General features: G+C 59.7%; 24 protein-coding genes and 1 pseudogene. 3 read left to right on the forward strand and 22 right to left on the reverse strand.

The annotated features are described in order from the left end of the window. Positions 1 to 22: 22 nt before the first annotated feature. The 18 genes from F8N62_RS26055 to F8N62_RS26140 form a co-directional block, all read right to left on the reverse strand. The gene (locus tag F8N62_RS26055; protein WP_150713361.1) at positions 23 to 292 is read right to left on the reverse strand and encodes a hypothetical protein; all 270 of its coding nucleotides are present in this window, start codon (positions 290 to 292) and stop codon (positions 23 to 25) included. 266 nt (positions 293 to 558) lie between these two features. Further along, positions 559 to 759, reverse strand: a complete 201-nt coding sequence (locus F8N62_RS26060) for a hypothetical protein (RefSeq protein ID WP_150713362.1) — start codon at positions 757 to 759, stop codon at positions 559 to 561. Between the two features lie 99 nt (positions 760 to 858). Further along, the gene (locus F8N62_RS26065; RefSeq protein ID WP_150713363.1) at positions 859 to 1116 is read right to left on the reverse strand and encodes a hypothetical protein; all 258 of its coding nucleotides are present in this window, start codon (positions 1114 to 1116) and stop codon (positions 859 to 861) included. Continuing rightward, positions 1106 to 1723 (reverse strand): tetratricopeptide repeat protein, encoded by a 618-nt coding sequence (locus F8N62_RS26070; protein ID WP_150713364.1) that lies wholly within the window; start codon positions 1721 to 1723, stop codon positions 1106 to 1108. The genes F8N62_RS26065 and F8N62_RS26070 overlap by 11 nt, the downstream gene beginning before the upstream one ends. Positions 1724 to 1914: 191 nt before the next feature. Beyond that, positions 1915 to 2337 carry an organic hydroperoxide resistance protein gene (locus F8N62_RS26075; protein WP_150713365.1) on the reverse strand — a complete coding sequence of 141 codons (423 nt, stop codon included), beginning with the start codon at positions 2335 to 2337 and terminating at the stop codon, positions 1915 to 1917. 33 nt (positions 2338 to 2370) lie between these two features. Beyond that, positions 2371 to 3309 (reverse strand): enoyl-CoA hydratase/isomerase family protein, encoded by a 939-nt coding sequence (locus tag F8N62_RS26080; RefSeq protein WP_191632445.1) that lies wholly within the window; start codon positions 3307 to 3309, stop codon positions 2371 to 2373. Positions 3310 to 3575: 266 nt separating this feature from the next. Beyond that, positions 3576 to 4949: an exopolysaccharide Pel transporter PelG gene (pelG, locus tag F8N62_RS26085; protein ID WP_150713366.1), complete on the reverse strand. Its 1374-nt coding sequence runs from the start codon at positions 4947 to 4949 to the stop codon at positions 3576 to 3578. Beyond that, complete coding sequence (gene pelF, locus F8N62_RS26090) at positions 4950 to 6464, reverse strand: GT4 family glycosyltransferase PelF (RefSeq protein ID WP_150713367.1); 1515 nt, start codon at positions 6462 to 6464, stop codon at positions 4950 to 4952. Then, positions 6461 to 7450, reverse strand: a complete 990-nt coding sequence (locus F8N62_RS26095) for a HEAT repeat domain-containing protein (protein WP_150713368.1) — start codon at positions 7448 to 7450, stop codon at positions 6461 to 6463. Before F8N62_RS26095 ends, pelF begins: the two co-directional genes overlap by 4 nt. Next, a complete protein-coding gene (locus tag F8N62_RS26100) occupies positions 7428 to 8795 on the reverse strand; it encodes a PelD GGDEF domain-containing protein (protein ID WP_224791416.1) in 1368 nt (455 codons plus the stop codon). The genes F8N62_RS26095 and F8N62_RS26100 overlap by 23 nt, the downstream gene beginning before the upstream one ends. Before the next feature lie 5 nt (positions 8796 to 8800). Continuing rightward, a complete protein-coding gene (locus tag F8N62_RS26105) occupies positions 8801 to 9319 on the reverse strand; it encodes a penicillin-binding protein activator LpoB (RefSeq protein ID WP_150713369.1) in 519 nt (172 codons plus the stop codon). Positions 9320 to 9345: 26 nt separating this feature from the next. Further along, on the reverse strand, positions 9346 to 12987 hold the full coding sequence (locus tag F8N62_RS26110; protein ID WP_150713370.1) for a tetratricopeptide repeat protein: 3642 nt from the start codon (positions 12985 to 12987) through the stop codon (positions 9346 to 9348). Beyond that, positions 12965 to 15775, reverse strand: a complete 2811-nt coding sequence (locus F8N62_RS26115; protein WP_150713371.1) for a bifunctional glycoside hydrolase 114/ polysaccharide deacetylase family protein — start codon at positions 15773 to 15775, stop codon at positions 12965 to 12967. Before F8N62_RS26115 ends, F8N62_RS26110 begins: the two co-directional genes overlap by 23 nt. Before the next feature lie 62 nt (positions 15776 to 15837). Further along, positions 15838 to 16770, reverse strand: coding sequence for an NAD-dependent epimerase/dehydratase family protein (locus tag F8N62_RS26120; protein WP_150713372.1), 933 nt, complete (start codon positions 16768 to 16770; stop codon positions 15838 to 15840). Positions 16771 to 17385: 615 nt separating this feature from the next. Continuing rightward, entirely contained in the window at positions 17386 to 17526 is a 141-nt protein-coding gene (locus F8N62_RS31600; protein WP_191632446.1) for a hypothetical protein, read from the reverse strand. After that, the gene (locus F8N62_RS26130) at positions 17527 to 17775 is read right to left on the reverse strand and encodes a helix-turn-helix transcriptional regulator (protein ID WP_150713373.1); all 249 of its coding nucleotides are present in this window, start codon (positions 17773 to 17775) and stop codon (positions 17527 to 17529) included. 237 nt (positions 17776 to 18012) lie between these two features. Further along, positions 18013 to 18828 carry a phosphatase PAP2 family protein gene (locus F8N62_RS26135; RefSeq protein ID WP_150713374.1) on the reverse strand — a complete coding sequence of 272 codons (816 nt, stop codon included), beginning with the start codon at positions 18826 to 18828 and terminating at the stop codon, positions 18013 to 18015. A gap of 8 nt (positions 18829 to 18836) precedes the next feature. After that, positions 18837 to 19508 carry a histidine phosphatase family protein gene (locus F8N62_RS26140; RefSeq protein WP_150713375.1) on the reverse strand — a complete coding sequence of 224 codons (672 nt, stop codon included), beginning with the start codon at positions 19506 to 19508 and terminating at the stop codon, positions 18837 to 18839. Positions 19509 to 20027: 519 nt separating this feature from the next. On the opposite strand from F8N62_RS26140, the pseudogene F8N62_RS32350 reads away from it, so the two are divergent. The 3 genes and pseudogenes from F8N62_RS32350 to F8N62_RS26155 all read left to right on the forward strand — a co-directional run. Continuing rightward, a pseudogene (locus F8N62_RS32350) lies at positions 20028 to 20954 on the forward strand (methyl-accepting chemotaxis protein); the annotation flags it as partial. Positions 20955 to 21098: 144 nt separating this feature from the next. After that, the gene (locus tag F8N62_RS32355; RefSeq protein WP_412071987.1) at positions 21099 to 21812 is read left to right on the forward strand and encodes a methyl-accepting chemotaxis protein; all 714 of its coding nucleotides are present in this window, start codon (positions 21099 to 21101) and stop codon (positions 21810 to 21812) included. 603 nt (positions 21813 to 22415) lie between these two features. After that, positions 22416 to 22712, forward strand: a complete 297-nt coding sequence (locus F8N62_RS26155) for a DUF6124 family protein (protein ID WP_150713378.1) — start codon at positions 22416 to 22418, stop codon at positions 22710 to 22712. A gap of 245 nt (positions 22713 to 22957) precedes the next feature. Here F8N62_RS26155 and F8N62_RS26160 read toward each other — a convergent pair whose 3' ends face one another. The 4 genes from F8N62_RS26160 to F8N62_RS26175 all read right to left on the reverse strand — a co-directional run bounded on the left by F8N62_RS26160 (position 22958) and on the right by F8N62_RS26175 (position 25715). Next, positions 22958 to 23377 (reverse strand): type II toxin-antitoxin system VapC family toxin, encoded by a 420-nt coding sequence (locus F8N62_RS26160; RefSeq protein ID WP_150713379.1) that lies wholly within the window; start codon positions 23375 to 23377, stop codon positions 22958 to 22960. Next, a complete protein-coding gene (locus tag F8N62_RS26165) occupies positions 23374 to 23619 on the reverse strand; it encodes a FitA-like ribbon-helix-helix domain-containing protein (RefSeq protein ID WP_150713380.1) in 246 nt (81 codons plus the stop codon). Before F8N62_RS26165 ends, F8N62_RS26160 begins: the two co-directional genes overlap by 4 nt. Before the next feature lie 82 nt (positions 23620 to 23701). Next, the gene (locus tag F8N62_RS26170; protein ID WP_150713381.1) at positions 23702 to 24070 is read right to left on the reverse strand and encodes a glyoxalase superfamily protein; all 369 of its coding nucleotides are present in this window, start codon (positions 24068 to 24070) and stop codon (positions 23702 to 23704) included. Between the two features lie 187 nt (positions 24071 to 24257). Continuing rightward, entirely contained in the window at positions 24258 to 25715 is a 1458-nt protein-coding gene (locus F8N62_RS26175) for an N-acyl-D-amino-acid deacylase family protein (RefSeq protein ID WP_150713382.1), read from the reverse strand.

The following is a 25715-nucleotide window of genomic DNA, read 5'->3' on the forward strand; positions in this document are numbered from 1 at the left end:
GGAATTATGTGTATCCCTGTTATTACAGCCAACGCCTGGCGATGGTGACGATCAAGTGCAGGCACAGCGCTACACCGACTAACACCGCCACCACTTTGGCTGCCATGAAGAAAAACTCCTGCACGTCCCTGGACAAAAAGCCCAGTAACAGCCCCATGCCAGCAATCAGTGCCGTGATAAGCAACAGGCCTATATAGGGACGCAGCAGCCGCGAAGTGCCACCGCGCTCAATCAGACTGGAGAGCGCTCCAAGCACGATAAAAAACACCACAACGCCCACTAGAACGCCCATAAATCACCCCCTGCCATACAACGCACTCACTTCTAATCAGCAGCGCGTTCAGTCACCGCCCTGACTTAATGAAAATAGGCATGCATAGCACGTGCTAGACACGTCATGCCCTCCCTGATTAAGGCTTATCGACGGCCCCCCGGCAATCTTGAGGGATAAAGCCGGCAGGTGGGCGCCGATACCTTTCCCACTGAGCAAGGCGATTCCACGCCAGCACCCACAGCGCGCATCAGGCAGGCGTTGCTCCTGGCGTTCGAGCAAGACGGCTATCTGCGTAACCGGGCAAACCACTCTGCCAGCGTACGGTCGATCATCGTGGCCGGTTGCCAGGTCAACGCTTCGCTGCCACAGCGCTCGCACCGATCACACCAATCCCCCGGCCCAAGGGCATCGCTGAGCGGCGCCACCGTCTTCTTCCAGCCACATTTGCCACAGGCAAAGGTGAAGGGTCTTGGTCTTACTGGCATGTCATGACTCCTGTGTTGCGCTTTCGCTAAATTCGATCTGCCGCCCTGACGAACGCCGGTGCGATCTATCGCTATAAACCTGAATTCGACCGAACGCCTTTACACCACAGGCAACAAGGCCTGGAGAATTTCCAGTTTGCGCTGCAACTGTTGCACATGGGCCTTTTCCGCTCGCAGCGCCGACCGGAGCTCGCGATTTTCCTCGGCCTGCCCACTTGCGCGCTGCTGACGCTCGCGCGTAGTGAGGTGCCATTGACTGAGCAAGCGCCAGGTTTTAGTGCAGCGCACATACAGCGCAGCCAACACTGAAAGGATCAGCATCAGCATCACCATCGACACCAGGCTCTCAGCGGCCATAGGATTTTTCTCCCGAGGCAGACGCCGCGCCGAAAGCCAGCCGATACCAGTGCGTCGCCATGCCAAAGTCCGGCCCCTGACCGCCCACGCCTTTCTCATGCAACAGCCCCAGCGCCCCCGCCGCAACCGTGATACCGCGTTCATAGGCCTGCTCGTAGTAGCAGGCCGCGAGATCGTGGTTAACGCACATGCCGCGGCCGTACCAGGCTTGTTCGGCCAGGTTGAATGCCGCCTCGCCCGAACCCAGCGCGTACGCGAGTTTGAACAACCGACGAGCCAGCACGCTGTCGAAAGGGACGCGGCTGCCATTGATCCATAACCAGCCGAGATCATTGAGTGCATCGGGGTCCGCCGCGAGGGCGTCATCGCGTAGCGATCGATACAGGAAGCGCAGCAGAGCGGGATCGGCCATCGTGGCCAGAGGGTTGGCGGCTTTGAGGGTGATGTCGGCCAGTTTCCCGTCGACGGGCGCTTTCAACACTCTCAGGGACGGCATGCCGATGTCTGCATCCGCCGCACAGGGCGCCCGGGATTCGACAATCTGCAAATGCTCGGCAGCAGGCAACAGCGCATCCAGCAACTGGAATACTTTTTCGTCTGGGCTCATTCGGACAGCCTTCTGGTTGATCATTCGATAGGTCCCATTATCGAAATACCCGCGACATGTTGTGTCGTGGACGAATCCCGGCACAAAAATGTCTTGGCTGATCACTGCAGTGAAGGCGCACCCTGCACCCGAGTCCGAACGAGCCCACCCGCGCAGGCGCGCAAGCTTCGCGCCTGCGCGGGCCGGGGTGTTTAGACGACGTTCAACTCAACCTCTACACCGTCACGCGTCATCCGCGAGTACGGGCACAGTTGATGCGCCTTCTCGGCCAACTGGCGTTTCACGCTGTCTTCCAGCCCGGGAATGTTGACGTTCAACCTGACCGCCAACTGAAACTCGCCGCCGCCGGTTTTACCCAGATCCACCTCCGCATCCACCGAGGTATCTTCCGGTAATTTGACTTTCAATTGTCCGGCGGCGACCTGTATCGCGCCGATGAAGCAGGCGGAATAACCCAACGCGAACAGTTGCTCCGGATTGGTCCCCGGCTTGCCCGAGCCCGGGGAGCTGAATTTCACGTCCAGCTCGCCGTCGCTGGATTTGCCGGTGCCGGTGCGGCCGCCGACGGTGTGGGTTTTTGCGGTGTAGAGAACGGTTTCAATGTGGGTGCGCATGACAGTAACTCCTGATAGGTGGGGGTTTTTTGATCAGTCGCCAAGGGTGCCGGTGTGATGCGCCAGGCGTTTTTCCACGTCCGCATTCTTCTGCAAGCCAAGCTCCATCAACTCTTTGATTCGTTGCTGCGCCGCCGGGCGTTTCACCGAGCCGATGAAGCCGTCCCATTCGGCAGCGATGGCGTCGTTCGGTGGCAGGCTTGAGGCGTCGACGAGACGCTTGATGTCGGCAATCGATTGTTTGTCGAACCGGGCGATGCGCCGGGCCATGGTGTCGACAAACGCGTCGAGTTCGGCGTCCGGCAACGCCCGGTTGACGTAGCCATAGCGTTCGGCGAGTTCGCCATCGATGTCGTTGCCGGTGAGCAGCACTTCCAGTGCGCGACCACGCCCCATCAGCCGTGGCAGGCGGGCCATCGGGCCGCCACCGGGGACGAGTGCGGCGCCGATTTCCCATTGCGAGAGAATGGCCTTCTCGCGACTGGCAAAACGCATGTCGCTGGCCAGTGACAGCTCACTGCCGACACCGGTGGCGCGACCGCGAATCGACACAATCGAGACCACCGGCGCCTTGCTCAGGCGAACCAGCATGTCCGGCAGCGGCGGTAGTCCGGTGGGGCCGTTGGCCAGGTTGGTGGTGTCAGTCAGCGGCGGCACAAAGTCGTAGTGGGTCAGAAAGAAATCCGGAACGTCGCTGTCGAACACCACGACTTTGACCTTGGGATCGGTCTCGAGCGCCGTGATGACCTCGTTCAATTGCGGCATGGTCTCCGGGCCGTAGATGTTGAACGGCGGATTGTGGAAGGTGACACGCCAGTATTCGGGCGTGACGCGGGTGAGTTTGATCTCCTGCTTGACGGCTTGGGTGGCGGATTTCGGGGTGGCGGCTGTCGCGGCCTCACCGGCGAATGCCGGACTGGCTGTCGCCATCGCGGCGATCATGAGCGCAGCACTCAACAACTGTAGTTTCATGTGAAACCTCCAGAGCGCTATAGAAAGACACAGCTCGGAGATATCGCCAGAGTCGACTGGCTATGGGGGCGGGGACGGCTTGATCGGTCGAGAGTCACTCGCGTCAAGAGGTGGCCCGGAACGAATCGTCTTTCGTCGGCAGCTCCGAGTCATGAAGGTTAGCAGCGACCCTTGGCCTTTCAAGTGACGTCAGTCGGAAGTCTTCGAACAAAAAAAAGGCACTGGACGATGATCGCCAGTGCCTTTTTTTCTGCCCGCAAGAACCGTTAGCGCGAGGACAACATGAAGGTGTCGTACTCCAGGTCTTCCAGCGCGGTGCTCAGCCGATGCAACCCCAGCAACACGCAAATCAGCAACGACAAGGTGAAGCCGTAACCGAAGAAGCTTGGGCCCAGGTGCATGCTCAGCAGCGTCAGCAAGCCGTTCAACACCGCAAACAGCACACACAGTTCGAGCACAACAGTGCGTTTGTCGAGGTAGAAAAACACGTTGAGCAGCGCCATGAATACCACCTGGATACTGACGCCGATCAGGTCGATGTAGAACAGCGGCAGGTAGTAACTGGAGATGCCCAGCCAATTCAATAATTGCGGAGCGAACAGGAACAACAGGACGACTGTCAGCCCCTGCACTTTGCAGATTTCCAGCAGGCCCTGGCGGATCGACAACGTCATCTCGGTTTTCAGCTGACCGATGTGCTGCAAGGTTTCGCCATCGCGGATCGCCCGGAACAGGCGGTCGTACCATTCGGCGAAATCGGTTTCGATGCGCACCAGAAACACCGCCATGCCCGGAATGATCGCCAGGTACGCGAGGAAAATCGGCAGGTCGTAAAGGATCGAGGCGCGCAACGGACCGACGACCGCATTGGAGGTGCCGGGGTTGAACCAGAACAGGAACTTGTCGATCCAGATGCCGAAGTTGTAGAAGAAACCGGTGGCGAGCAGGCTGACAAACACCTGACGACGATCGAGGAAGTCGAAGGCGATCAGTTTCTCCGCCCGGTACTCGCGCAGGATGTCGTAGAGGAACAGGAACAGCAGCGTGCTGTGCCCGATCAACAACGCCAGCAGCAGGCCCGGCATCTGCAGAAAGCTGAGCACGTAAGCGCTCGCCACCATCAGCGTGTAGCCCACCAGCATCACCAGCAGAATGCGGTTATAGGCCTTCATCCCCGACAGGAAAATGATCACCAGCCACAGGTTGCACAGCACCACGAAATTCGCCAGCACCAGCACCCGGTAGATCAGCGGCTGGTCGAACAGCAACCCGAGCACGACGATGCCCAGCACGCCGGCAGCGAGGGTCACCAGCAACAGGATGCCCAGCAGGTTGGGCAGGATCTGCTCGTACTTGTGCTCGAACAAACGGTCGGAGACGAACCGGGTGAAGAACAGTTGCAGGCCACCCGTGAGGATCAGCGAGGTGGCCATCAGGTAGGTCACGGTCACCAGAAACTGCCCGACCAGTGCGTTGGGCAACAGCAAGCCGAGGCTGATGATCCCCACCAGCATCACGCTGATGATCGACAACACCCAGGGCCCGGAGCTGATCAGACCGGCATACACATAGGCGTGCAAGGTCGCGGTGTAGGAGTCGCGGGAAAGAATTTTTCGCAGTTCGAAGCCAATACCGGCCATTTAACTGTTCTCCATGGCGGCTTTATACAAGTCGCGATAACGCTGCAGCATCAAGGCTTCGGTGTAGTAACGGGTGACCCGCAGCAAGCCACTGGCCTGTGCGGCTTGCCAGCGTTGCGGGTTGCGCAGCAGTTCGAGGATCGCCGCACTGGTGGCCTGCGGATCGGCAATCGCTACCACTTTGCCGGCAAGACCGAGGTCGCGGTCTTCGGCGCTGCCGCCTTCGATCAATTCACGGCACGAACCAACGTCGCTGGACACCACCGGCGTACCGGCGGCCCAGGCTTCGAGAATCACCAGCGGCTGCGCTTCACTGATCGAGGTCAGCACCATCAAGCCGAGTTTCGGCAAGATGTCCTGGATGCGCTGGAAACCAAGGAAATGCACCTTGCCCTCCAGCCCCAGACTGGCCATCAGGCTGCGGCATTCGCTGACGTATTCCGGGTCTTCTTCTTCGGGGCCGACGATCCAGCCTTCGGCCTCCGGCATGGCGCTGATTACTCCGCGCATGGCTCGCAGGAACGTCTTCACGTCCTTGATCGGCACCACACGCCCGATCAACCCCACCACCGGCGCGATGCCCGGCGCACGCGATTGCAGGGCTGCGGTCCATTGCGGCAGGTCGATGCCGTTGGGAATCACCTGCGTGCGGGCGGCGTCGGCGCCATCCTTGATCTGCCGCTGACGGTTGCCGTCATACAGCGCGATGATGTTGTCGGCGCTGTTGTAGGTGAGCTGGCCGATGCGTTCGAAGAAGCGTACCCACAAGGTGCGGATGTAACCCGAGCCGGCGTCGAGGCTGCGGTTAAGCGCCTGCCCGGAACTCTCGGCGATCCACGAAGCCTGGGCCAGGTCGATCTTGCGTTCCTTGGTGTAAATCCCGTGCTCGCTGAGCAGGTAGGTGCAGTTCCAGCGCTGTTTGAGGATGCACCCCAACAGCCCGGCATAACCGGTGGAAATCGAATGCAGCACCCGCGCTCGCGGCATTTTGCGAGCCGCTTCGGCGAGCATCAGCAACGGCGACTGCATCGAGCGCAGGGTCCAGAAATAATTGACGAACGAGGGGTCGGCGCAATGCAGTCGATACCCTTCGCTCAACGCCTCCCAACTGGCGCGGCTGCGCAACACGTCGTCGAGGGTCATGCGGCCTTGGGCGATGCAGTCGAGCAAGCGCTCGCCGAGTTCGGGCTCGGGCGCCTCCGGGTGATGCAGGAAGCGATACAAATCCGCCAACTGCTGATGATCGGCCTCGCGCGGTGCACCCAAGGTGTGGGTCGGATGGATTGCATCTTCGAGGAACACCTCTTCGATGTGCACCACGTTCGACGGCACTTCATAGCGCCGCGCCGCATACGCCGAACGCTGGCCGCCGATGAACATCACCGAGAAGCTCAATTCCGGCAATCCAAGGATCATCTGGTGGATCCAGCTCGACACACCGCCGCGCACGTAAGGCCAGGTGCCTTCGAGCAGCAGGCAGATGTCGGCGACCGGTGCGGTTTCCTTGTGATTCATGTCCAGCTCCTCACCAGTTCAGCAAACGGCGGGCGCTGACGGGTTTTCTCGGGAAGTTTTGCCAGTAGCTCGGGAATTTCATGATAACGGCCGGCTTCGAACGCCAGTTCCGCGTGAAACGGCAAGACCTGAGCGGCACCCATGCCGTTGTCCTCGGCCTGATGCAAGAGCACTTCGGCGCGTTCGATATCGCCGCGCTCCAGGGCGATGCGCCCGGCCAGCAAAAACAGCTCGCCACCCTCGCCCGCTTCAAGCCCCTGCGCGGCATGTTCACTGGCCTGATCCAGCACGTGCTCAAGCACACTGCCTTGCGCCAGGCCGAGGTACGCCAGCTCCCAATACCAACGCGCCAGCGTGGCGTGCAGCGCACCCGCGGTTTTCGCATCGGCGCCGACCAGTTGCCCAAGGGCGATCTGAATGTGCAGGTTGATGTCGCTTTCCTGCTTGTCGAGCATCGAGTACGCCAGCAGGCGCACGTCATCGCTGGGATCACCCAGCGCCAGTTTGAGGATCGGCACCGCTTCCTTGCCGCGCATGCGCCGCGTCGCCAGCAAGGCGGCCAGACGCTGATCCGGATCGGGCGCATGACGCAACACGTCCTGCAAACCGCCGTCGGCGAAAATCGGTGAATGATGCTGCGTTTGCGCACGGTACGGCAGGCCCGGAATACCGACGGCTTTCCACGCCTGCTTGTCGCGTTTGCGCGGCAGGTACAGCGCCGGGAAAATCGCCGCCACCACACCGACCGTGCCGATCACCGGCACAAAGAACGCCAGGCTGAAAATGAACAGCGGGCTCCACGGCAACGGCGCACGGTAGCGCGCTGGCAGCAACAGCCACACAGCGGCGCAGAGCAGCGCGCACGCGAGGAAATGGCTGAGGGTGAACACCAGCAATTGTTGTAACTCGGGTGCAGGGAGCCACAAGCTGGCCCAGCTGCCCGCCTCTAACAACAAGGCTCCGCTAAACAGCCACTTGCTGATCATTCAGGCCACACTCGTTGAACAGGAAGTTACGCAGCCCGTTGCGGTCACAGCCAGGCTCCAGATTGAAAGGCATGACCCGCACGCCCAGACTCGCCAAGTCGCTTTCATGGCCAAAGTGCTCATGCAACAACAGGCTGATGCGCGCCAGATAACCTTCAGTGCCTTGCGGGCTGGTCAACGGCAACAGCACCAGCAACAAACGATGATCGCGGTTGTTGCGCAGCGGCAAGTGCAAATCGAGACCGCGCTGGCTGCGTTCCAGCAGGCGCGTCAGCTCTTCGTTGGGGCGGGTCATTTCAAACGCGAACAACCCGGCCGGCAGCGTGTGCTGCTCGACATCCAGCAGCGAACGCTTGAGTTGCAGGGTGAACTGCTGGGCATCGGCGTCCGGCAGTTGCAGCACTTGCGGATCGCGGCGCAACAGGTCGGCGATGTGTCCGGCGAGCAACGCCAACAGGCTCAGGGTGCGATCCTGAAAAGCGAAGAAAGGCATCTGCCGCACGGCCAGAATCGCCAGCAGACGACCCTCGGCATCGATCAGCGGAATGCACGCCTGCAACGACGAAAACTGTGCCGAGGTGCCGGCATCAATCAACTCCTGACGCACACTGACCAGTTCGCCACGCTCCAGGCACAGCTTGATCAGTCCGTCCTCGGTGTCCAGTGGCCCCATCACGCCGATCATCGACAAGGCCTCGGGCAGCACGTTTTCTTCACGTGCGTCGACGCGGTACAACCCGGCCACGCGCAAGGCGCCGTACTGGCCGAGCATCGCCACGATCGGCTCGGCCAATGCGCTCAGCGCATCGCCAGCGTCTGGCATCACCCGCAGTTTTTCCCGCAGACCCAGCAAGGAACTGCGCAGGCTCTGGTCGCTGCCGGCCACACGCTGTTCCAGCAGATCATGGGAAACCCGCAGGATCTGGTGCGCGCGCGTGAACTCGTCGAGACGGTACTGGCGATACTCGTTGGCCATTTGCAGACGCTCCAGGCGCCGCACCCACAGATCGCGAACCTCGCCCACCAGCATCCCGCACACCAACACGCCGACGATGAACGACGGCTCAAGCTCGGCATAACTTTCAAGGCCGCTCTGACGCAGGGCAAACAGCGCCAGCACCAGCAACGCGGCACTGGCCAGGCCGCGAACAAAACCGTAACGCACGCCCAACAGCAACGGCGCCAGAATCGGCCACGGGAAACCCCCGTGCATCTGCAACGGGTCTTCGGGGGTCAGCCACAAGCCGAGGCCGATGGCCAAGCCCGTCACCAGTAAGGTTTCCAGCCAAGACACCGGGCCGCTGGCGCGTGGCGCCAGGCTGTAATCCATGTGGGGAGAATTCATCGCGATCACTCGAACCGAAGGGCGCCAACAAGTTTGTCGAGCACCGTTTGCGCAGTGCCCGCCAGGCTTTCACGGGACCAGCCGGCGCGCGCGCCACTTTTGCTCCAGAGCACACGACCGCTGTTGGCTTCCAGTACACGCAGGCTGATGCCGACAGCGGGTTCGCCGTCCAGACCGTTCTTGTACTGCCACTCTTCGACGCTGCCGGAAATCACGTAATCGAGTTTTTGCGCGCGCGCCCAATCGAGGGCACCGGCCAGACGCTCGTTGTCATCCATCAGCGCTTGCTCGCCCTGCATGCTGGCCGGGTAAACCTGAGGTTGCAGACCGTGGCTGCTGAGGACGCTGAGCAGAATCTGCTCGCTGCGTTCACCGGCCTGCGGGGTTTGCGAATAGTTGACCATCGGCACGATGCCCCACTGCGCATTGCGCGGCAGGTTCGGGCTGGTTTCATCGGTGAAGCTGGCGCACCCGGCGACGAACAGGACGGTGAGCGCCAGGCCCAGATTACGAATTGCTTGCATAGTTTTTCTCCGTAGACATTCCATGATCAGCGCCCAAACCGCACGCCGTAGCTCACACCCAGTGTTCCGCCGGACTTACCGTCCCCGCCTTGTGGCGCAGATTGGTAGCCGAGAGTCAGGGCCAGTTCGTCGTCACCCAGCAGTTCAATACCGATCCCGGTGTTGATGCCGTAGTTGAACGTTTGATCGGTCCACTGCCAGCCCGCCGTCACGTCCACCAGCCAGGTGTATTGCGGGTGCGTGCGCACCAGTGCGCCCGGCAGGCCACGCCGCCAGGAACTGCCGACATACAGTTGGCCGTAGCGGCTTTGCAGCAGGTCAGCGGCCGTGACCGTCTCGATGTCCAGAGGGTCAATCGGCAGAGGCAGACCAGTGTCTTCGTCTATCTCCGGCTCAGGCGGGGCCAACCGTTTAATTGCGCCACCGTTGTTGCTGGACAAGGAATCCAGCGTCCGATTCTTCACCTGGTTTTTCTGGTAATCGACACCGCTGCGCACGGTCCAGTTGGGACCGGCGAATTCCAGGGTGTGGTTAAGCTCCATTTTCAGCGCGTGACCATCGCCGAGGCTGTCGCCACCGCGCGTAGAGAATGACCGTTGCGCGACTTCCCAGCTGAACTGATCACGGGCGGTCAGGCTGTGACGGCCACCCAGCCAGACGCTGTCCTGCTGACCGAAGGCGCGCATCAAGCCGCTGTCTTCGCTCTTGCGATGCCAGTCGACGCCGGTTTCCAGTTCATCACTGACGCCCAGTTGCCAGGTGCGCGAAAGGCCCAGGCCGTTGCGGTTGTCGTCCTTGCGCTGACTGGTGTCGGCAAACAATTTGTAGCTGCCGTTTTCTACCGACCGTTGCAAAGTCAGGGCCGCGTTACGCTCCTCGCCGAGTTTCGATGAGACGATTTCGTCGCCGCTGTACGAGCCCTGTTCCAGCTCAAGGTCGGCGTACCAGTGATCGCCCAGGTTGTGCGCGATCTGCAACCGCGGGGCATTGAAATCAACTCCGCCGAAGCCCTGCTCCTGCCAGGACAACTGCGCACCTTGCGGCGTGCGTTCGTGGATTTCTACCGCTTGGGTGCGCAGCTGTTCGCGCACCTCCGAGGGCTGATCGTCACCCAGCGCCGACAGGCTGACGTCGAGCGCTTCACCGATGCGGCCCAGTCGATTCAGCGCTTGCGCACGTTGCGCCGGGTTCAGGTCGCTACTCGCCAAAAGCGTTTCGACCTGGGCTTTATTACGGCTGCGCAAGGCCTGCTGAATCTGCTCGTAACGCTCGACCTTCAGGCCCTGACTGCGCGCCCACGCCAGCCACTCGTCTTTCTGCGATTCCTGGTTGGTCGCGTCGAGACGCGCCAGCAACCGTTCGAACCACAACTGCAACATGGCCGGCGAGCCGTCCTTCCACTTCAACACTTCACGCTGCGCTGCACGTGGCGAGTAACTGCTGGCCATCAGGCGCAACCAGGTCGCGTAGCGCTGTGACGAGGGCTGCAAGTTTTCACCCTCAGGGCTGCGCAACAGTTTCAATCGCAGGCGCTGGGCCGCGTCCTGATAGCCGGCGCTGTACAGCGCATCGGCGTAAGCGGCCTGTACCAGCCAATCCTGCGGGTTGTTCTTGAGGTACAGGCGATACCAGGCCAACGCTTCGGTGTCGCGACCGAACAGCTGGCTGGCACTGGCGAACGGCAGCCACAACACCTGATCGTTGCGCGCCTGACCACGCCACTGGGTCAGCAGTGGTTTGAGGGCCGCCGTGTTGCCTTGATCGACGTAAAGCCACATCAGGCGCTCGCGGAACAGATTGTCATTGGGGTAGTGCGACAGCCCCAACAAATACAAGCGCTCGGCCTCGGCGTATTGCCCCTGCTGCACCGCCAACGCGGCACGGACTGCCAGCACCTGGGCCTGCTCGTCGATCTCCGGGTTTTGCCCGGCGTCCTTGAGCAGCGCCTCCACTTGTGGCCAGTCTTCCAGTTCCTGAGCCATCAACAGTGCGTCGACCAGACGCAGCGGACTGCGGGTGCGTTCCCAACTGGCGATGGTCAACTGCATGGCACGCCGCGGATTGCCGAGGCGATAACTGGAGATCAACTGCGTCTCTTCGTTACTGTCCAGCGCCCCTTTGAGGGTCAGCAGTTTTTCCATGGAAACTTGCAGCTCTTCGTCGAGCTCCAACTCCCAGGCCAGAAACGCGCGCACACGCCAGTAACCCTCATCGGAAATGCCCGGGTCATTGACCTTCACCACGTCCCACGCCGCCTGATTCTCAAACAGCAACAGGTAGGTATGCGCCCACTCGACCCGTTCCGCGCTGGTCAGCGTAAAACGCTTCGACATGTCCTGGTAAACCTCGGTCTTTTTTGCAAACTGCCCGGTGTTCTCCAGGTTTTGCAGCAACCGCGTCCACGCCAGATGATGGGCCGGGTATTTGCGCAAGTACGTGCGCAACCAGGTTTCGGCCTGCTGCGGAGTGCCCCGTGACTCATGGCCATAGATCAGCGCATCAAGCTCGATGTCGGTCAGCGCCCGCTGATCCATGATTTCTTCGAGCAAGGGAATCGAGCGATCAAAATCGAATTCCTGGCTCGCCAGCCGCCAGGCGTGCTCACGGACTGGGGCGGTTTCGTTGAGTTTGAGCAAACGAATCCAGTAGTCCAGTGCCGCGCGGTTGTCGCCCCGCCATTCGCCCAAGTGGGCCATTTGTTCCAGCAACGGCTGCTCTTCAGGGAAACTGACGAGCAATTGTTGACCGCTCTCCCAGGCACCGTTGAGGTCGCTCAACGCCAGACGCAGGCTCAATTCCTTCCTCAGGAGTTGCGTGTTGTCCGGCTGCAAAACGCGCCACTGCTTGAGGAACAACTCAGCGAGGTCGAAGCGTTTGTTCCCGACCGCGACGTCAACGCCTTGCTCCAGCCAGGCCGAGTCGGCTTCTGGATTGTTGAGCTGATCCAGTTCATCGACCAGCACTTGCGTCGCCTGTTCTCCGCGCCCGTCAGCCAGCAGGCTGTTGAAGGCCAACTGGGCGAACTCGCGACGTTCAGCCGGTTGCACGCTCTCTCTTTTCAGGCGCAGATAGATATCCGCCGCCTGCCCCGGCTGCTCGGCCGCCAGATGCCATTGAGCGGCAGACTTCAGCGCCTCGGTGCGCAGCTTCGGGTCACGGTCAGCGATTTCTTCGTAAACGCTGGCCGCAATCGCCGGGGCCTGCAACGACAGCGCAAGGCGTGCCAGATTCTGCAACTGCGGCAGCGTCAATTGGCGGTGATCGAAGCTGTTCAGACGTGCCACCAAGGCCAGTCGCACGGCAGGATCTTCGTTGTTGATCGCCGCTAATGCATCCAGCTCAAGCCGGTAATACGCCTGCACGGCCAGCGCCGGATCGGGCCAGCTCTCCAGATACTGACGCGCCTTGGTGTAGTCGCCGAGACGAATCAACAGATCGACCAATTGCAGACGCAAGTGATCGTCAGCCGGATGCGCCGCCAGCAACAACTCGGCATAGTTGGCCGACACGGCATCCGGCTCGCGACCATCAGGCTGGAACACTTCTTCACGCTGGAAAGTGGCCCAGAGCAGCCCGCCGACCGCGACCGCGACCGCCGCTAAAGCCCAGGGATTGAGCAACCGGCTGTTTTTGGCAGCAGGGGATTTAGTTGCAGAGGAGTTGGGCATTACTCACCTGCTTCATTGGCAATTGAAAAGTCCACAAACCGGCGGAGGCTTTGCCGGCAAAACGCTGCCCGTCCACTTCCACGCGACAAGCGCTCGAGGAACGAACCGAGAAGCTCAGGTCGAACTCGCCGGCAAACGAAAAACTCACGCGCCGATCATCCAGATACTGCCAGTCCACCAACGGCAGATTGGCCTCTTCCAGCGCAGGGCGGTCATCGCGGTCCGCACGCAACACCAGCAGCGCACGGTCACTGCTCAGATGCACATAGCGTCCCTGGGGCAAGTCACGCACCCCGGCGACACCTTGCGAACGCCGCAGGTCCGGCCAGCCCATTTGTGGGTCAAGCCGCACGGTGCGCAACGCATCCATGCCGCGAACCTGCCAGTTGCCGTCGGCGGTGCGCGCCAGACTTGATTGATACAGCCCGTGCAAACGGTCGAGGTAATCGCTCATCCACAACGACATCGGCTGCTGATCTTTCATGAACGCGTAGATGTCGTTCATGGCTTTGATCGAGGCCTGCTTGGTTCCCGAATAGAAGTGGTAGTAGAGGTGCAAACCGCGCAGGCGACGCGGGCTGTCGGTCAGTTCAAAGGTTTCGATCACTTCGCGAAAACCGTAGTACGGGCCTTTCCAGAGATTGGTGTAGACGTTCTCGTTGATGATCGGCGCGTAGTACTGCAAGCCACCTTCAGTGGGACGCAACAATGGATACAGCCCGGTCAGCGATGGCTTGGCCTTGGTCAGCATGGTCGACGCGCCGTTGACGTTTTTCAGGCCCGCGTCGTAGGCCAGTTTGATCGTGGCCGCCGACGGCAAGGCATCACCCGGCCAGAAGACCATCTTCACCGGTTTTTCCGGGGTGGTCAGACGTTGGTTGATGTAGTCGCGCGAGCCGAAGATCTCGCGGCGAAAATCAATGGTGTCGTAACCCGGAATAGCCATTTTCAAGCCGTACTCCGGGTTGAAGTCTTCCCTTTTCTGCGCTTGTTCCGGCTGCATGAAAAACGGATGGCTGAAGGTGTGCGTGGCGACTTCGACTTTAGGGTTGGCGAACAAATCACGGGCGATAGGCTCCAGTTCGCGAGCCAGGTGCGGGAACATGCCACGCGGCGAAATCTCCCCCTCGATCACCGATACCGAGGTCAGAAACGGGTTGGGCCGAATGAAGTCGTCGAGCACCTGCTTGCCGGCGTACGGCGAACCCCGCACTTCGGCGCGCGAAGGGAAACCATCGCCGTCGATATGCACCGTCGCGATTCGCCGACCGTTTTCGGTGGTGGTGTCCGGACGTGGCTGCGCCGGCAAGTGCAAGGCCGCTTGAAGGAACGCGAACGGGTCGATGATCCAGCGGCTGCGCTCGCTGTTGGTCTCGAGCACGTAAGGCGAAAGGGCCAGGCCGCCCCACTCGCCAACCGCTACCGGGGCGAAGGTCTGGCCGTTTTTGCCGGTCAACAACAGTGCGGCCTTAGGGCCTTCGGGCAGCACGGAAATCGCGCTCAGGTCACGGGACCGCGGCTGCACCGGCGCTTCAAACGCGCCGATCAACGCCTTGTCCTGGTGAGTGATGGTCAAGGCTTGAGTGCCCGAAGCCGTAGACAGATTCAGCCCCAAACGCTTGAGCAACACTTTGTCTTCAGTCGGTAAACTGGCGAAAAACACCAGCGGCACTTTTTCGTCGAGGCGCTTGTTGAGCCAACGGTTAAACCGCGCACTGTCCTGCGGAGTGCCGCTGGCCATCCAGGTAATGATGCCCGCGTACAAACCGCTGAAACGATGCTCCGGCAAGCTGTCCACGGCCAGGTAATCAACCCGGTAGCCGAGGTATTCCAGCAGGCCGCCGAGCATGGTGTGACCGGCGTTGCTGGTCAGTTCATCTTCACGCGGGTCGTAGATCATCGCGATGCGGCGCGGCTGGATTTCGACGTTGCTGATACCCATCGAGTCCAGTTCCGGCGTGCCAATGAAGGGAATGAAACCTTCATCGCGCAGACGCTTGGCCAGCGTCCGCGCTTCTTCACGGCGCTCTGGCGGCAGGTAGTCGATGGCCACCAACGGAATGCCTTTGGCACGCACCGGTTGCAGCTCGCCCAGCAACCACTGGCGATCCGTTTCCGGGACCGGCCGATAACGCTTGGAGGCTGGGTCCCAGCCGGCGTAAAGGGATTCGAAAGCCACCGCGGCCGCCACGCCCTCCAGTTCGGGCAACACTTCAAAACCACGATTGAAAAACAGTTTCAGCGTTGGCTGGCGACTGTGCAGTTCGCGCAGGAAACTGGCGAGGGCCACGCGCTGAGCCTCCTGCGCGCCTTCCGGCAACAGCTGAAAACTGTCGAGGGTGTCGAGAAACAGACCGGCATACCCTTCGGCCTGCAACGCCTTGGCGCGCTCGAGCAGATGTTCGCGCCAGGCCGGTGCCGTGAGGTCCATCACCTGGCTGTTCCACGAGTCGTTTCGCACCGGAGAAACCGCTTTACTCAGCCCGGCCTTGGCGATGTCAGCCTTGTTGCCGTCGAACTCCCCCACCGACACATACGCAAACGGCTGGCTGCCCAGCTTGCGCAGGGTTTTGACATCGCCGGGTGTCATGTGGCCGGGCTCGACCACGGCCCAGTCGAACTGCGACAGTTCGGAAAGAGGTGGCTCGTCGGCATACCAAAAGGTCACGCTGGTAGGGGCTGGCAATGCGGCTGCCTGCACGGCTGGCCCGCTGACACACAGCGCCAACGCAGCAATCAGTCGCTTGGCGACCGAGCGGACACGCGTCCTGCGAAAAACAATTTCCATAACTCACTCTTGAAAGGAACTGAACCGGAGCTGCCTGAACACCGAAGGGTGAAACCGGCGGATTACAAACTGCGCAAAAGCGCTGCGAGACCGTCGCCAATGGAGGTCGGTGCCGGGAGCGTGAAACGCTCGAGCAGGCGAGTATTGTTGGCGCGCGAATGGCGAATATCGCCCTGGCGCTGCGCCTGATAAGTCACCGTCAAAGGGCTGCCGGTGGCGTTCCCCAGTTCAGTGATCAGGTCGTTGAGGCTGGTGGAACGACTGAGCCCGACATTCACCGCACCGGGTGTGGGCTCACGCGCTTCCACGGCCTGGACCAGAATGCTCACCAGGTCTTGCACGTAAACGAAGTCGCGGGTCTGTTCGCCGTCGCCGAAAATCGCCACCGGCTGTTGCGCCATCGCCCGTTCGGTGAAGATGCTGATCACGCCGGAGTACGGCGAGGACGGATCCTGACGCGGGCCGAAGATATTGAAAAAGCGCAGGATCACCGGTTCCAGAGCGTGCTCGCGGCGATAGAAATCCAGGTAATGCTCACTGGACAACTTGTCGCTGGCATACGGCGTCAAGGGCGACTTGGGGGTGTCCTCATCGATTGCCGAACCTTCGCCGTTGTTACCGTAGATGGCCGCGCTGGAAGCAAAAACCACACGCTTGATCCCGGCCTTCAACATTTGCTCGCACACGTTGAGCGTGCCGACGAAATTACTTTGATGGGTGCCGACCGGATCATCCACCGACGCTTGCACCGATGCCACGGCCGCCAAATGCACAACCGCGCTGCAATCACGCATGGCCTGCTCGACGACAGCACTGTCGGCGACATCGCCAACCACCAGGTTCAGGTTGGCATTTGCAACCGGCAGATTACCGACCTTACCGGTCGACAAATTGTCCAGCACACGCACTTTGTAGCCTTTGCCCAACAGCGCTTCTACAAGGTGTGAACCAATGAAACCTGCCCCGCCGGTAACCAGTATTCGCCCATCAAACATTGAAGATTCTTCCTGAAGATTCATGCGGATACTGCGTGTGGAAATCCGCTAAACAGTGGCTCTGCAGACATGAACCTGATTGGAGGTTCATGCCACGAGCCGAGGGCACGACATCGCCCCAAATCCCCGAAGGTTGAAAATGACGGGCCGAACTCACGCTATCGATATGTCGTTTTTATGGCGGTAAGCCATCAGAGCGGCGGCGATGATGGGAGATCGATGGGAAACTGTCAATAGTTTGTCTTGATTGTCGCGACTGATCGGTCGCGGATACAAAATCGCCATTTATTTGACGACCGATATCAGCAATCGATCGAATTTTGTTCATCTGCGGACCACCGAAAAAGGTCCAACGATGGCAATCAGACGTTGATAGCGGGGTGGAATGAGGTCTTGGTTGGACCGATTCGGGAAGGACAGCTTGAGACTTCAGGTGCACACAGCTCTACAGAAAGTTTCGCTTTGTGTAACTTACTGTTGAGCCAATCAGAAAATTTAGGACCTTTCTACTGGCACTATCCAAAAGTCAGAACAAAAGGCTCTGCGGTCTTTTTAATTGCGGCCACTATGTGGGGCGCCTTCTCTCGATGCTGGGGATAACGCTCAATCACGACTTCAAGCGCCGCCAATATGTTTTGTTTTCGCCCTGTTGGGCTGAGCATCTGCGCCGTAGCGAAAAACAAAATCTGCCGAGCTGTTATGGATCCGCCCGCTATAGCCTTCAGGGGTATTGACGACGAGTGAGGTCATTTTCATTCAGAACAACTCCCCAAGTTCTTCCAGAGTCGGCATGGCCGCTGGAACAATAGCGACCTCACAATCCAGAGCACCTATTACCCGCGCGTAAGCCATCATGCTCACACTTGGGTCGCCTTTCTCAACGGCGATCACTTTCTGCCGCGTCACCCCGGCGAGATCTGCCAGCTGTGCTTGGGTGAGGCCACGATTTGTACGCTTTTCACGTACTTGCTTGGCAAGTCGAAAGATCAGAAGAGAATGGTCCATGTTCAGCTACCGTAACATTTGTAGATAAATGTATGGGATACGTAACACTATTGCCAATCCAGATACCTGTTACTTCTACCCTCTCTTCGCCGGAGCGGCGAGCGAAGGAACCGAGCTTACAGTGCGATTTGCAGATGAATTTTTCTTCACCCCACCCTGCCCCGGCAACCGGTACATTGCCCTCGCTCATTCAAGAAACTATGGTTTGCCCGCCCTGGCGCGGGCTTTTTTTTGCCTTCAGGAAAGGCTCGGGTTTTGAACCAACGTTGCCGATTCGTCCTGTTTCTGCACAACGGGTAATTCCAGCCGCGCTCGCCCGTAAAACGCCAGCGCTGTCAGCAAACACGCCAGCCACACAAAGATCCCGGCCCAGAAGGTGTGGGACATGTAGTGCCAGCCCTGCATAACCCGCGTCGTGCCGTAGACAAACCCGAGCAGCAGCGAGCCAAACATCAGCGCTTTCGAATAGCGCCAGCGATACCGACGCGCCACGAAATACAGGGCGAGCATGGTGAATCCACCTGATGCGTGGCCACCCGGCCAGCAGCGGCCATCACCGGCTTCTTTGAACAGTTGGAAATTGTTGTACCACTCCATATGAGCGATTTTCCCACCGTAGAGGGTCGTTTCAATCGGGCAGTACACGCTGGTGTTCGACTTCAGGAAGTGAATCACGCCGGTTGAAATGGCAAACGCGAACACCACAAACAGAAAATCCCGGCGATGCTCGTTGGCAAATCGCAGTACCGGTGCGGCTTTGCTGCGCTCCAGAAAACGGCCGAGGCGCGGATGTTTTTGCGGGTTGATCAGTGGCCAGACAAACGAAAGCATGGCGCCGATCAGGGCGATTTCAGCGGTCCAGTTCGGAATGATGCGCGCCCACTTGTGCGTGAGCTTTTCAAAGAAGTGAACCTGGTCGAGCGGAAAGGTCCGGGTGACCGGATCAAAAAACAGATTGCTGAACGCGATGTCGATGTGGGTCATGTCGAACAGCAGGAAAACCATCGCCGCGCAGAACAGTGGAGTACCGAAATTCAAAGCGTAAAAGCGCATTGGGTTGTTCATTGAGTGGTCACCGAGCGCCAGTCGGAGGCTTCGATGAGGCCGAGCATTCGCGGTGCCTGGGATGATGCTGCGGAAACAAACAGCGACGCGCCATAGCCAGGCGTGGATGGGCGCAACTTCAGGTCTTTTTCCAGTTGCGCCATGCATTCGCTGTGGGTCACCAGAATCAGGTTGCGACCCGCCACCTTGTGCGCCAGCGCATCGCGCAGCATCGTGCCCTTGCAACTGATCAACCAGTCATCACCCGTGCTTACCTTGTTGAACATGTACCCGGCGGTCTGAGCGGTACGTATCATCGGGCTGTTGTAGATGTCAGCCTTGTCCAGACCCAGCTGTTCAAACCGCGCGCCGACACTCACTGCAACGCTGCGGGAACGATCAGTGATGCCGTCATTGCCTGTCAGGCACGCGGCTTTTGAGTGATCGCAACGCTCGACGTGACGTACGAGCACGATCATGTCGCCCCTGGCCCAACCGGAAAGCAGTGCCTGGGCGCCGGCGACATTGCCGTGCGCCAGATCCGGCGCAACCGCGGGGCGCAACAGCCACACCGTCAACGGAATGACCAGCAGCGCCGAGGCCAGCACGACCGCACTGTTTTGATAACGGGCCCAGCGGCTCAGATCAATCGAGCGTTTAACCCCGAACAGACTCAGTCTCAATTCCACATCAGGCCGCCTCACCGGCATGCATCACGTTCATTCGATGCCGCGAGGGTAAAGAGGCTCGCGTCGCCTGCCGGTGAAACCCATGTGAAAAAAAGCTTAAAACGGACGCCGCTGTAGGAGCGAGCTTGCTCGCGAAGGACTCAACCGCGCCGCGTTTACTCAGACAACACGCGTTATCGTTAACCTCCATCGTCGGAACGCCGCCCGGAGCAAGCTCGCGCCTACAAAACGCCCGCAAAAACCTTGTTACACATAGCTCCGACTAAATCCTTTCAGCTCTCGCGATTGCTGCCGATACAGTCCTGCTACACACCCTTGGCTACCAAAAACAACAATCTTCCAGCCAACCGACGACCCGATGCGCAACGTTCCTGGAGGAATTTGATGAATAGCTGGTTCGGCAACATCAGCGTGAACATGAAACTGGGCCTGGGGTTTGGCCTGGTCCTGGCACTGACCTGCGTCCTCGCCCTGACCGGCTGGACGAGCCTGGGCGGCTTGATTGACCGCAGCAACTGGATGAGCGACATCACCCAGCTCAACGCCGGCCTGACCAAGCTGCGCGTGGTGCGTTTGCAATACATGCTGACCAACGGCGACGAAACCGCCGCGCAGAATGTACAGACCACCCTTGAGGCTTTCGGCGCCCAGCAGCAAGCGCTGCTGATGAAATTCAAGAGCCCGGACAACCTCAAGCTGCTCAAAGAGCAAGGCACCTACATCGATGCGTACAAGGCATCCCTGAGCAAAATGCGCAGCGCCTACCGCACCGGCAGCAGCGCGCGCGAGGCCATGGGCGCCAACGCCGAAAACGCAAATACGCTGATCAACGCCATCAGCACTTACGTGCAGCAAATGCCGATGAGCGACCAGCGCTTCGAGCAATTCCAGGCCATTACCGCTGCCAGGGAAGCCTTCTTGCTGGCCCGCTACGAAGTGCGCGGCTACACCGAGACCACCAACGCCGAGACCGAGCAGAAAGCCGTCGGCCAACTGGACGCGGCCATCGCCAGCCTGAAACCGCTCAATGTGCATTTCGCCGACACTCAACTCGATGCCCTGCGTCAGCTGGAAACCGCACTGACCAACTACCGCAGCGCCTTGCTGACTTATAAAGCCGCCAACACCGAAGCGGTGCAGGCGCGCAAGGAAATGACCGATCAGGGTGCTGCCATCGTGACCATCAGCGATCAGCTCTATCAGGTCCAGCTCGACCGCCGCGACGCCGAAAGCGCACAAGCCCGCACCCTGCAACTGATCAGCACCTTGCTGGCCTTGCTGGTGGGCGTGATTGCTGCCGTCATCATCACCCGTCAGATTACCCGCCCGCTGCGCGACACGTTGGCCGTGGTCGAACGCATTGCCAGCGGCGACCTGTCCCAGGACGTCAAAGTCACCCGCCGCGACGAATTGGGCGTGTTGCAGCAAGGCATCGCGCGCATGGGAGTGACCCTGCGCGAATTGATCAGCGGTATCCGCGATGGCGTCACCCAGATCGCCAGCGCTGCTGAAGAATTATCGGCCGTGACCGGGCAAACCAGCGCGGGCGTGAACAGCCAGAAGATCGAGACTGATCAAGTGGCCACCGCCATGCACGAAATGACCGCCACTGTTCAGGAAGTCGCGCGCAACGCCGAAGAGGCCTCGCAAGCCGCAGCCGCTGCCGACGGCGAAGCCCGTGAAGGCGATAAAGTGGTCAACGAAGCCATCACCCAGATCGAGCGTCTGGCCAGCGAAGTGGTGCGCTCCACCGAGGCCATGAAGGTGCTGCAACAGGAAAGCGACAAGATCGGCAGCGTGATGGACGTGATCAAAGCCGTGGCTGAACAGACCAACTTGCTGGCGCTTAACGCGGCCATCGAAGCGGCCCGCGCCGGTGAAGCCGGTCGCGGTTTTGCCGTAGTCGCCGACGAAGTCCGTGGCCTGGCGCAACGCACGCAGAAGTCCACCGAGGAAATCGAAGGCCTGGTGGCCGGTCTGCAAAACGGCACGCAACAAGTCTCGGCCGTGATGAACAACAGCCGCGCCCTCACCGACAGCAGCGTCGCCCTGACCCGCAAGGCCGGTGTGTCACTGGAGAACATCACCCGCACGGTGTCCAACATCCAGTCGATGAACCAGCAGATCGCCGCCGCCGCCGAGCAGCAAAGCGCCGTGGCCGAAGAGATCAGCCGCAGCATCATCAACGTGCGCGACGTGTCCGAACAGACCGCAGCGGCCAGCGATGAGACAGCCAAGTCCAGTGTTGAACTGGCGCGGTTGGGTAATCAGTTGCAGCTGATGGTCAGCCACTTCCGGGTTTGACGTTCACTTTGCGGTGAATGAAAGACCCATTCGCGAGCAGGCTCGCTCCCACATTAGACCCAGTCGCGCCAGCCGACGCGGTTCTATTGTGGGAGCGAGCTTGCTCGCGATGGCTATCTGACAAACAACCCAGAAATTCGAGGTCAACCCGTTTTTCTGCCAACTCGCGACCGAAAAGCCGAAAAAGAACGTCGGATGTTTCCCACTTACCAGGCTGAAATTAGAGTTGTTCACCCTTGTACGTCGGACGCACTACCCGTGTTTAATCACGCTCCGCGTCACTTCCTGAAAGCTACAAAACCTTGCGGCATTGCCTACAGGTACCCCAGAATCCGCCGGCTTGTGCGGCTATGGCCCGGGCTCTATCGTTGACCTGCCACTGCTCATCAGTGGTCGGGCTTAGCGGCTCGCGGTAGATTGGCTGCACGTGCATCATCCATTGCACAGGTGTTTTTTTATGCCTGCGTTTTGATGGTGGCTGCACGCAGGGCGCCTTCGGGCGCACCGGCTTTGCTGATTTCCCCGGTCCGCTAACCTGCGTGCAGCTGCCACCCTTTTCGCTTAGCGGCGGAACAGGTTGGCACCCAATAGGGAAATCTGAATATGCGTAAGGTAACCCCTGATCCCCCGAAAGCCGACGAGGCTCCGCTCTCCAACGCCGACATCCGAGCCACCCCACGCACGCCCTGCAAGATGTACAGCATCCCCCCGAATGTCGACCTTCACACCCTGCTCAGCTCCATCAGCGAATCACTGGCATCGGCCAGCGTAATCCTCATGGATCAGGCAGACCGAGAGACAGGCCCCAGCCGCAACACTCTGCTAGGCATTCACCAAATTCTCGCAGTCTCAGAAATCTCAGCCAACCGGGCACTCGACATCATCGACCCCATTGAATAGAACGCGGCTGGCAAAAAAACCTGGATGATTAGATGAGTTACCTGAGGGGTTTGACATTCATCTTGCGGTGAACGAAATGACCAATCGCGAGCAGGCTCGCTCCCACAGGATTGCGCTGAACCTGTGGGAGCGAGCCTGCTCGCGATGGCTATCTAACTAACAATCGTGAGTTTCAGAAAAGGGAACGGACGCATCATCGATGCGCAAGCACTGCGCGACATGAAAATGCCCCAATGGACGTGGCGTCAGGCGCCCCAGGGATTGATCACCTCTACTCCGGAATACTCGAAATCCCGAACGTTGCGGGTGGCAATCGGAGCACCATGGCTTCGGCAGATTGCGGCAATTTGCGCATCAGCCATCGACGCCGCTCGCCCCTTGGATTCCGCGCCCGCAACCAGTGCCGCGTATTCAACGGCGGCATGAGCATCGAAAGGTAAAATCCTTCCGGCAAAGTCCTCTTCGAACATCGCCATCGCATGGGCTTCAAGTTTCTGCTTGCGCTTACCGAACGGGAGACGGGCAATACCGTGGAGGATTTCTGCGACGGTGACTGCACTGATCGCCAGATCCATAGACGGTTGTGCATCGACCCAAGCCAGCACTTTTAAGTCGGGCTCGACGCGCATGAACTCTGAAAGAACATTGGTATCGAGCACTATCATTCGGAGAAATCCACCGCAGTCGCTTTCTCGTGACGTGCAGGAAGATCCAATTCAACTCCACCCGTGGCGCTGAATCTGTTACGAATTCGGCTTCCAAGCCCTCCAGCGCGATCAACGGTAGACAAGGCTCTACCTAAAATCAGACGAGCCTCTTCTTCCATCGAATGCCCATTGTGGGCGGCCGCGATGCGCAGTTGTTCTTTGACCTGATCGTCAAGGTTTCGGATGGTAATGCTGGCCATATTGCCTCCTGCAATCAATGAAATCATTGATTGAGGCTAGCATACCTTCCCTCTCTCTAAATCACGCAACTGCCGAACGGCGTTAAACACTAATCGCATTGGTAAACACCAACCGATTCCCAAACGGATCGGCGATGGTCATGTCCTGGCTGCCCCACGGCATGGCTTGAATTTGCGGGTGCGAGAATTTGTATTCCTTGGCCAGCAGTTGCTGCTGAAACGCCTCCAGCTCATCTGTCTCGATGCGCAATGCCGAACCCGGCGTGCTGTCGCCGTGGTGCTCTGACAGGTGCAGCACGCATTCGCCTCGGGAAACCTGCAAGTACAGCGGAAAATTCGGCTCGAAACGATGCTGCCAGTCGATCTTGAAACCGAGGAAGTCGACGTAAAACTCCACGGCCTTTTGTTCATCGAAAATGCGCAGGATCGGGATGGTTTTGCCGAAGCTCATGAAGTTGCTCCCAGACTGGAAAGGCCCAGAGTGTAGTTGGGCTAATGTCAGCGATTCGGCTTGGTGAGGGTTTTCTTTAATCTCAATGTGCCACTACACAAAAGATCGCAGCCTGCGGCAGCTCTTACACGATACGCATTTCAACGTAGGAGCTGCCGCAGGCTGCGATCTTTTGACGTTGTGCCTGTTATTGAAAACCGGTGCGCAAATCTCCTTCCCGTGCCAGAAACCGCCCTTCTCTCCTGCCGTTCGCCTGGCCTTCGCTGTAACTCAGTACGCCGTTAATCCACACCCCGTCGATCCCTTCCGCAGCCCGTTGCGGATCATTGAAATCCGCAACATCGCGAATGGTGTCCGGGTTGAACAACACCAGGTCCGCCCAATGCCCTTCACGGATTTCACCCCTTTCCTTCAAGCCGAATCGCGCCGCCGAAAGTCCGGTCATCTTGTGTACTGCCGTGTGCAGCGGAAACAGCCCGACGTCGCGACTGAAATGCCCAAGCACCCGTGGGAAAGCGCCCCACAAGCGCGGATGTGGGAACGGGTCTTCCGGCAATCCGTCAGAACCCACCATCGATAGCGGATGCGCGAGGATTTTTCGCACATCGTTTTCATCCATTCCGTAGTACACCGCCCCAGCCGGTTGCAGTCGGCGCGCGGCATCAAGCAACGGCACGCCCCATTCGGCGGCGATGTCGATCAGGTCGCGACCGCCCAACTCAGGGTGTGGCGTCGACCAGGTAATGGTGATGCGATGGGCGTCGGTGACTTGCTTGAGGTCCAGGGTCGAAGAGCTCGCCGCGTAGGGATAGCAATCGCAGCCCACCGGGTGGGTTTTCGCGGCTTCTTCCAGAGACGCCAAGAGTTGCGGACTGCGCCCCCAGTTACCGGCGCCGGCACATTTTAGGTGGGAAATGATCACCGGGGACTTCGCATGACGGCCGATGCTGAACGCCTCGTCCATGGCCTCCAGCACCGGCTCGAATTCGCTTCGCAGATGCGTGGTGTACACCGCGCCGAACGCGGTCAGTTCTTCGGTCAGTTGCATCACTTCATCGGTAGACGCCGAGAACGCGCTGGCGTAGGCCAGGCCTGTGGATAAACCCAAGGCGCCGGCTTCAAGACTCTCGCGCAGTTGCTCGCGCATCGCGCGGATCTCATCCGCTGTCGCGGTGCGAAAAAGATCGTCGAGGTGATTGCTGCGCAACGCGGTATGCCCGACCAATGCAGCGACGTTCAGCGTGGTGTTGGCCGCTTCGACCGCCGCGCGGTAATCGCTGAAGGTCGGGTAAACAAACGCCGCCGAGGTGCCGAGCAGGTTCATCGGGTCCGGTGGGTCGCCCTTCAAACTCACCGGGGACGCACTGATCCCGCAGTTGCCGACGATCACCGTGGTCACGCCCTGGCTGAGTTTGGGCAGCATCTGGGGCTGGCGGATCACCACGGTGTCGTCGTGGGTGTGCACGTCGATAAAACCCGGCGCCAATACTCGACCGGCAGCGTCGATTTCTTCGGTGGCGGTGGCGTCGTGCAGGTCGCCGATACGCTCGATGCGGCCGTGCAGAATCGCCACGTCGGCGGGGTAACCGGGGGCGTTGCTGCCGTCGATGATCAGGGCGTTGCGAATCAGCGTGTCGTACATCAT

This window comes from Pseudomonas fluorescens, assembly GCF_902497785.1.
In the GTDB taxonomy this organism is placed as follows: domain Bacteria; phylum Pseudomonadota; class Gammaproteobacteria; order Pseudomonadales; family Pseudomonadaceae; genus Aquipseudomonas; species Aquipseudomonas fluorescens_BO.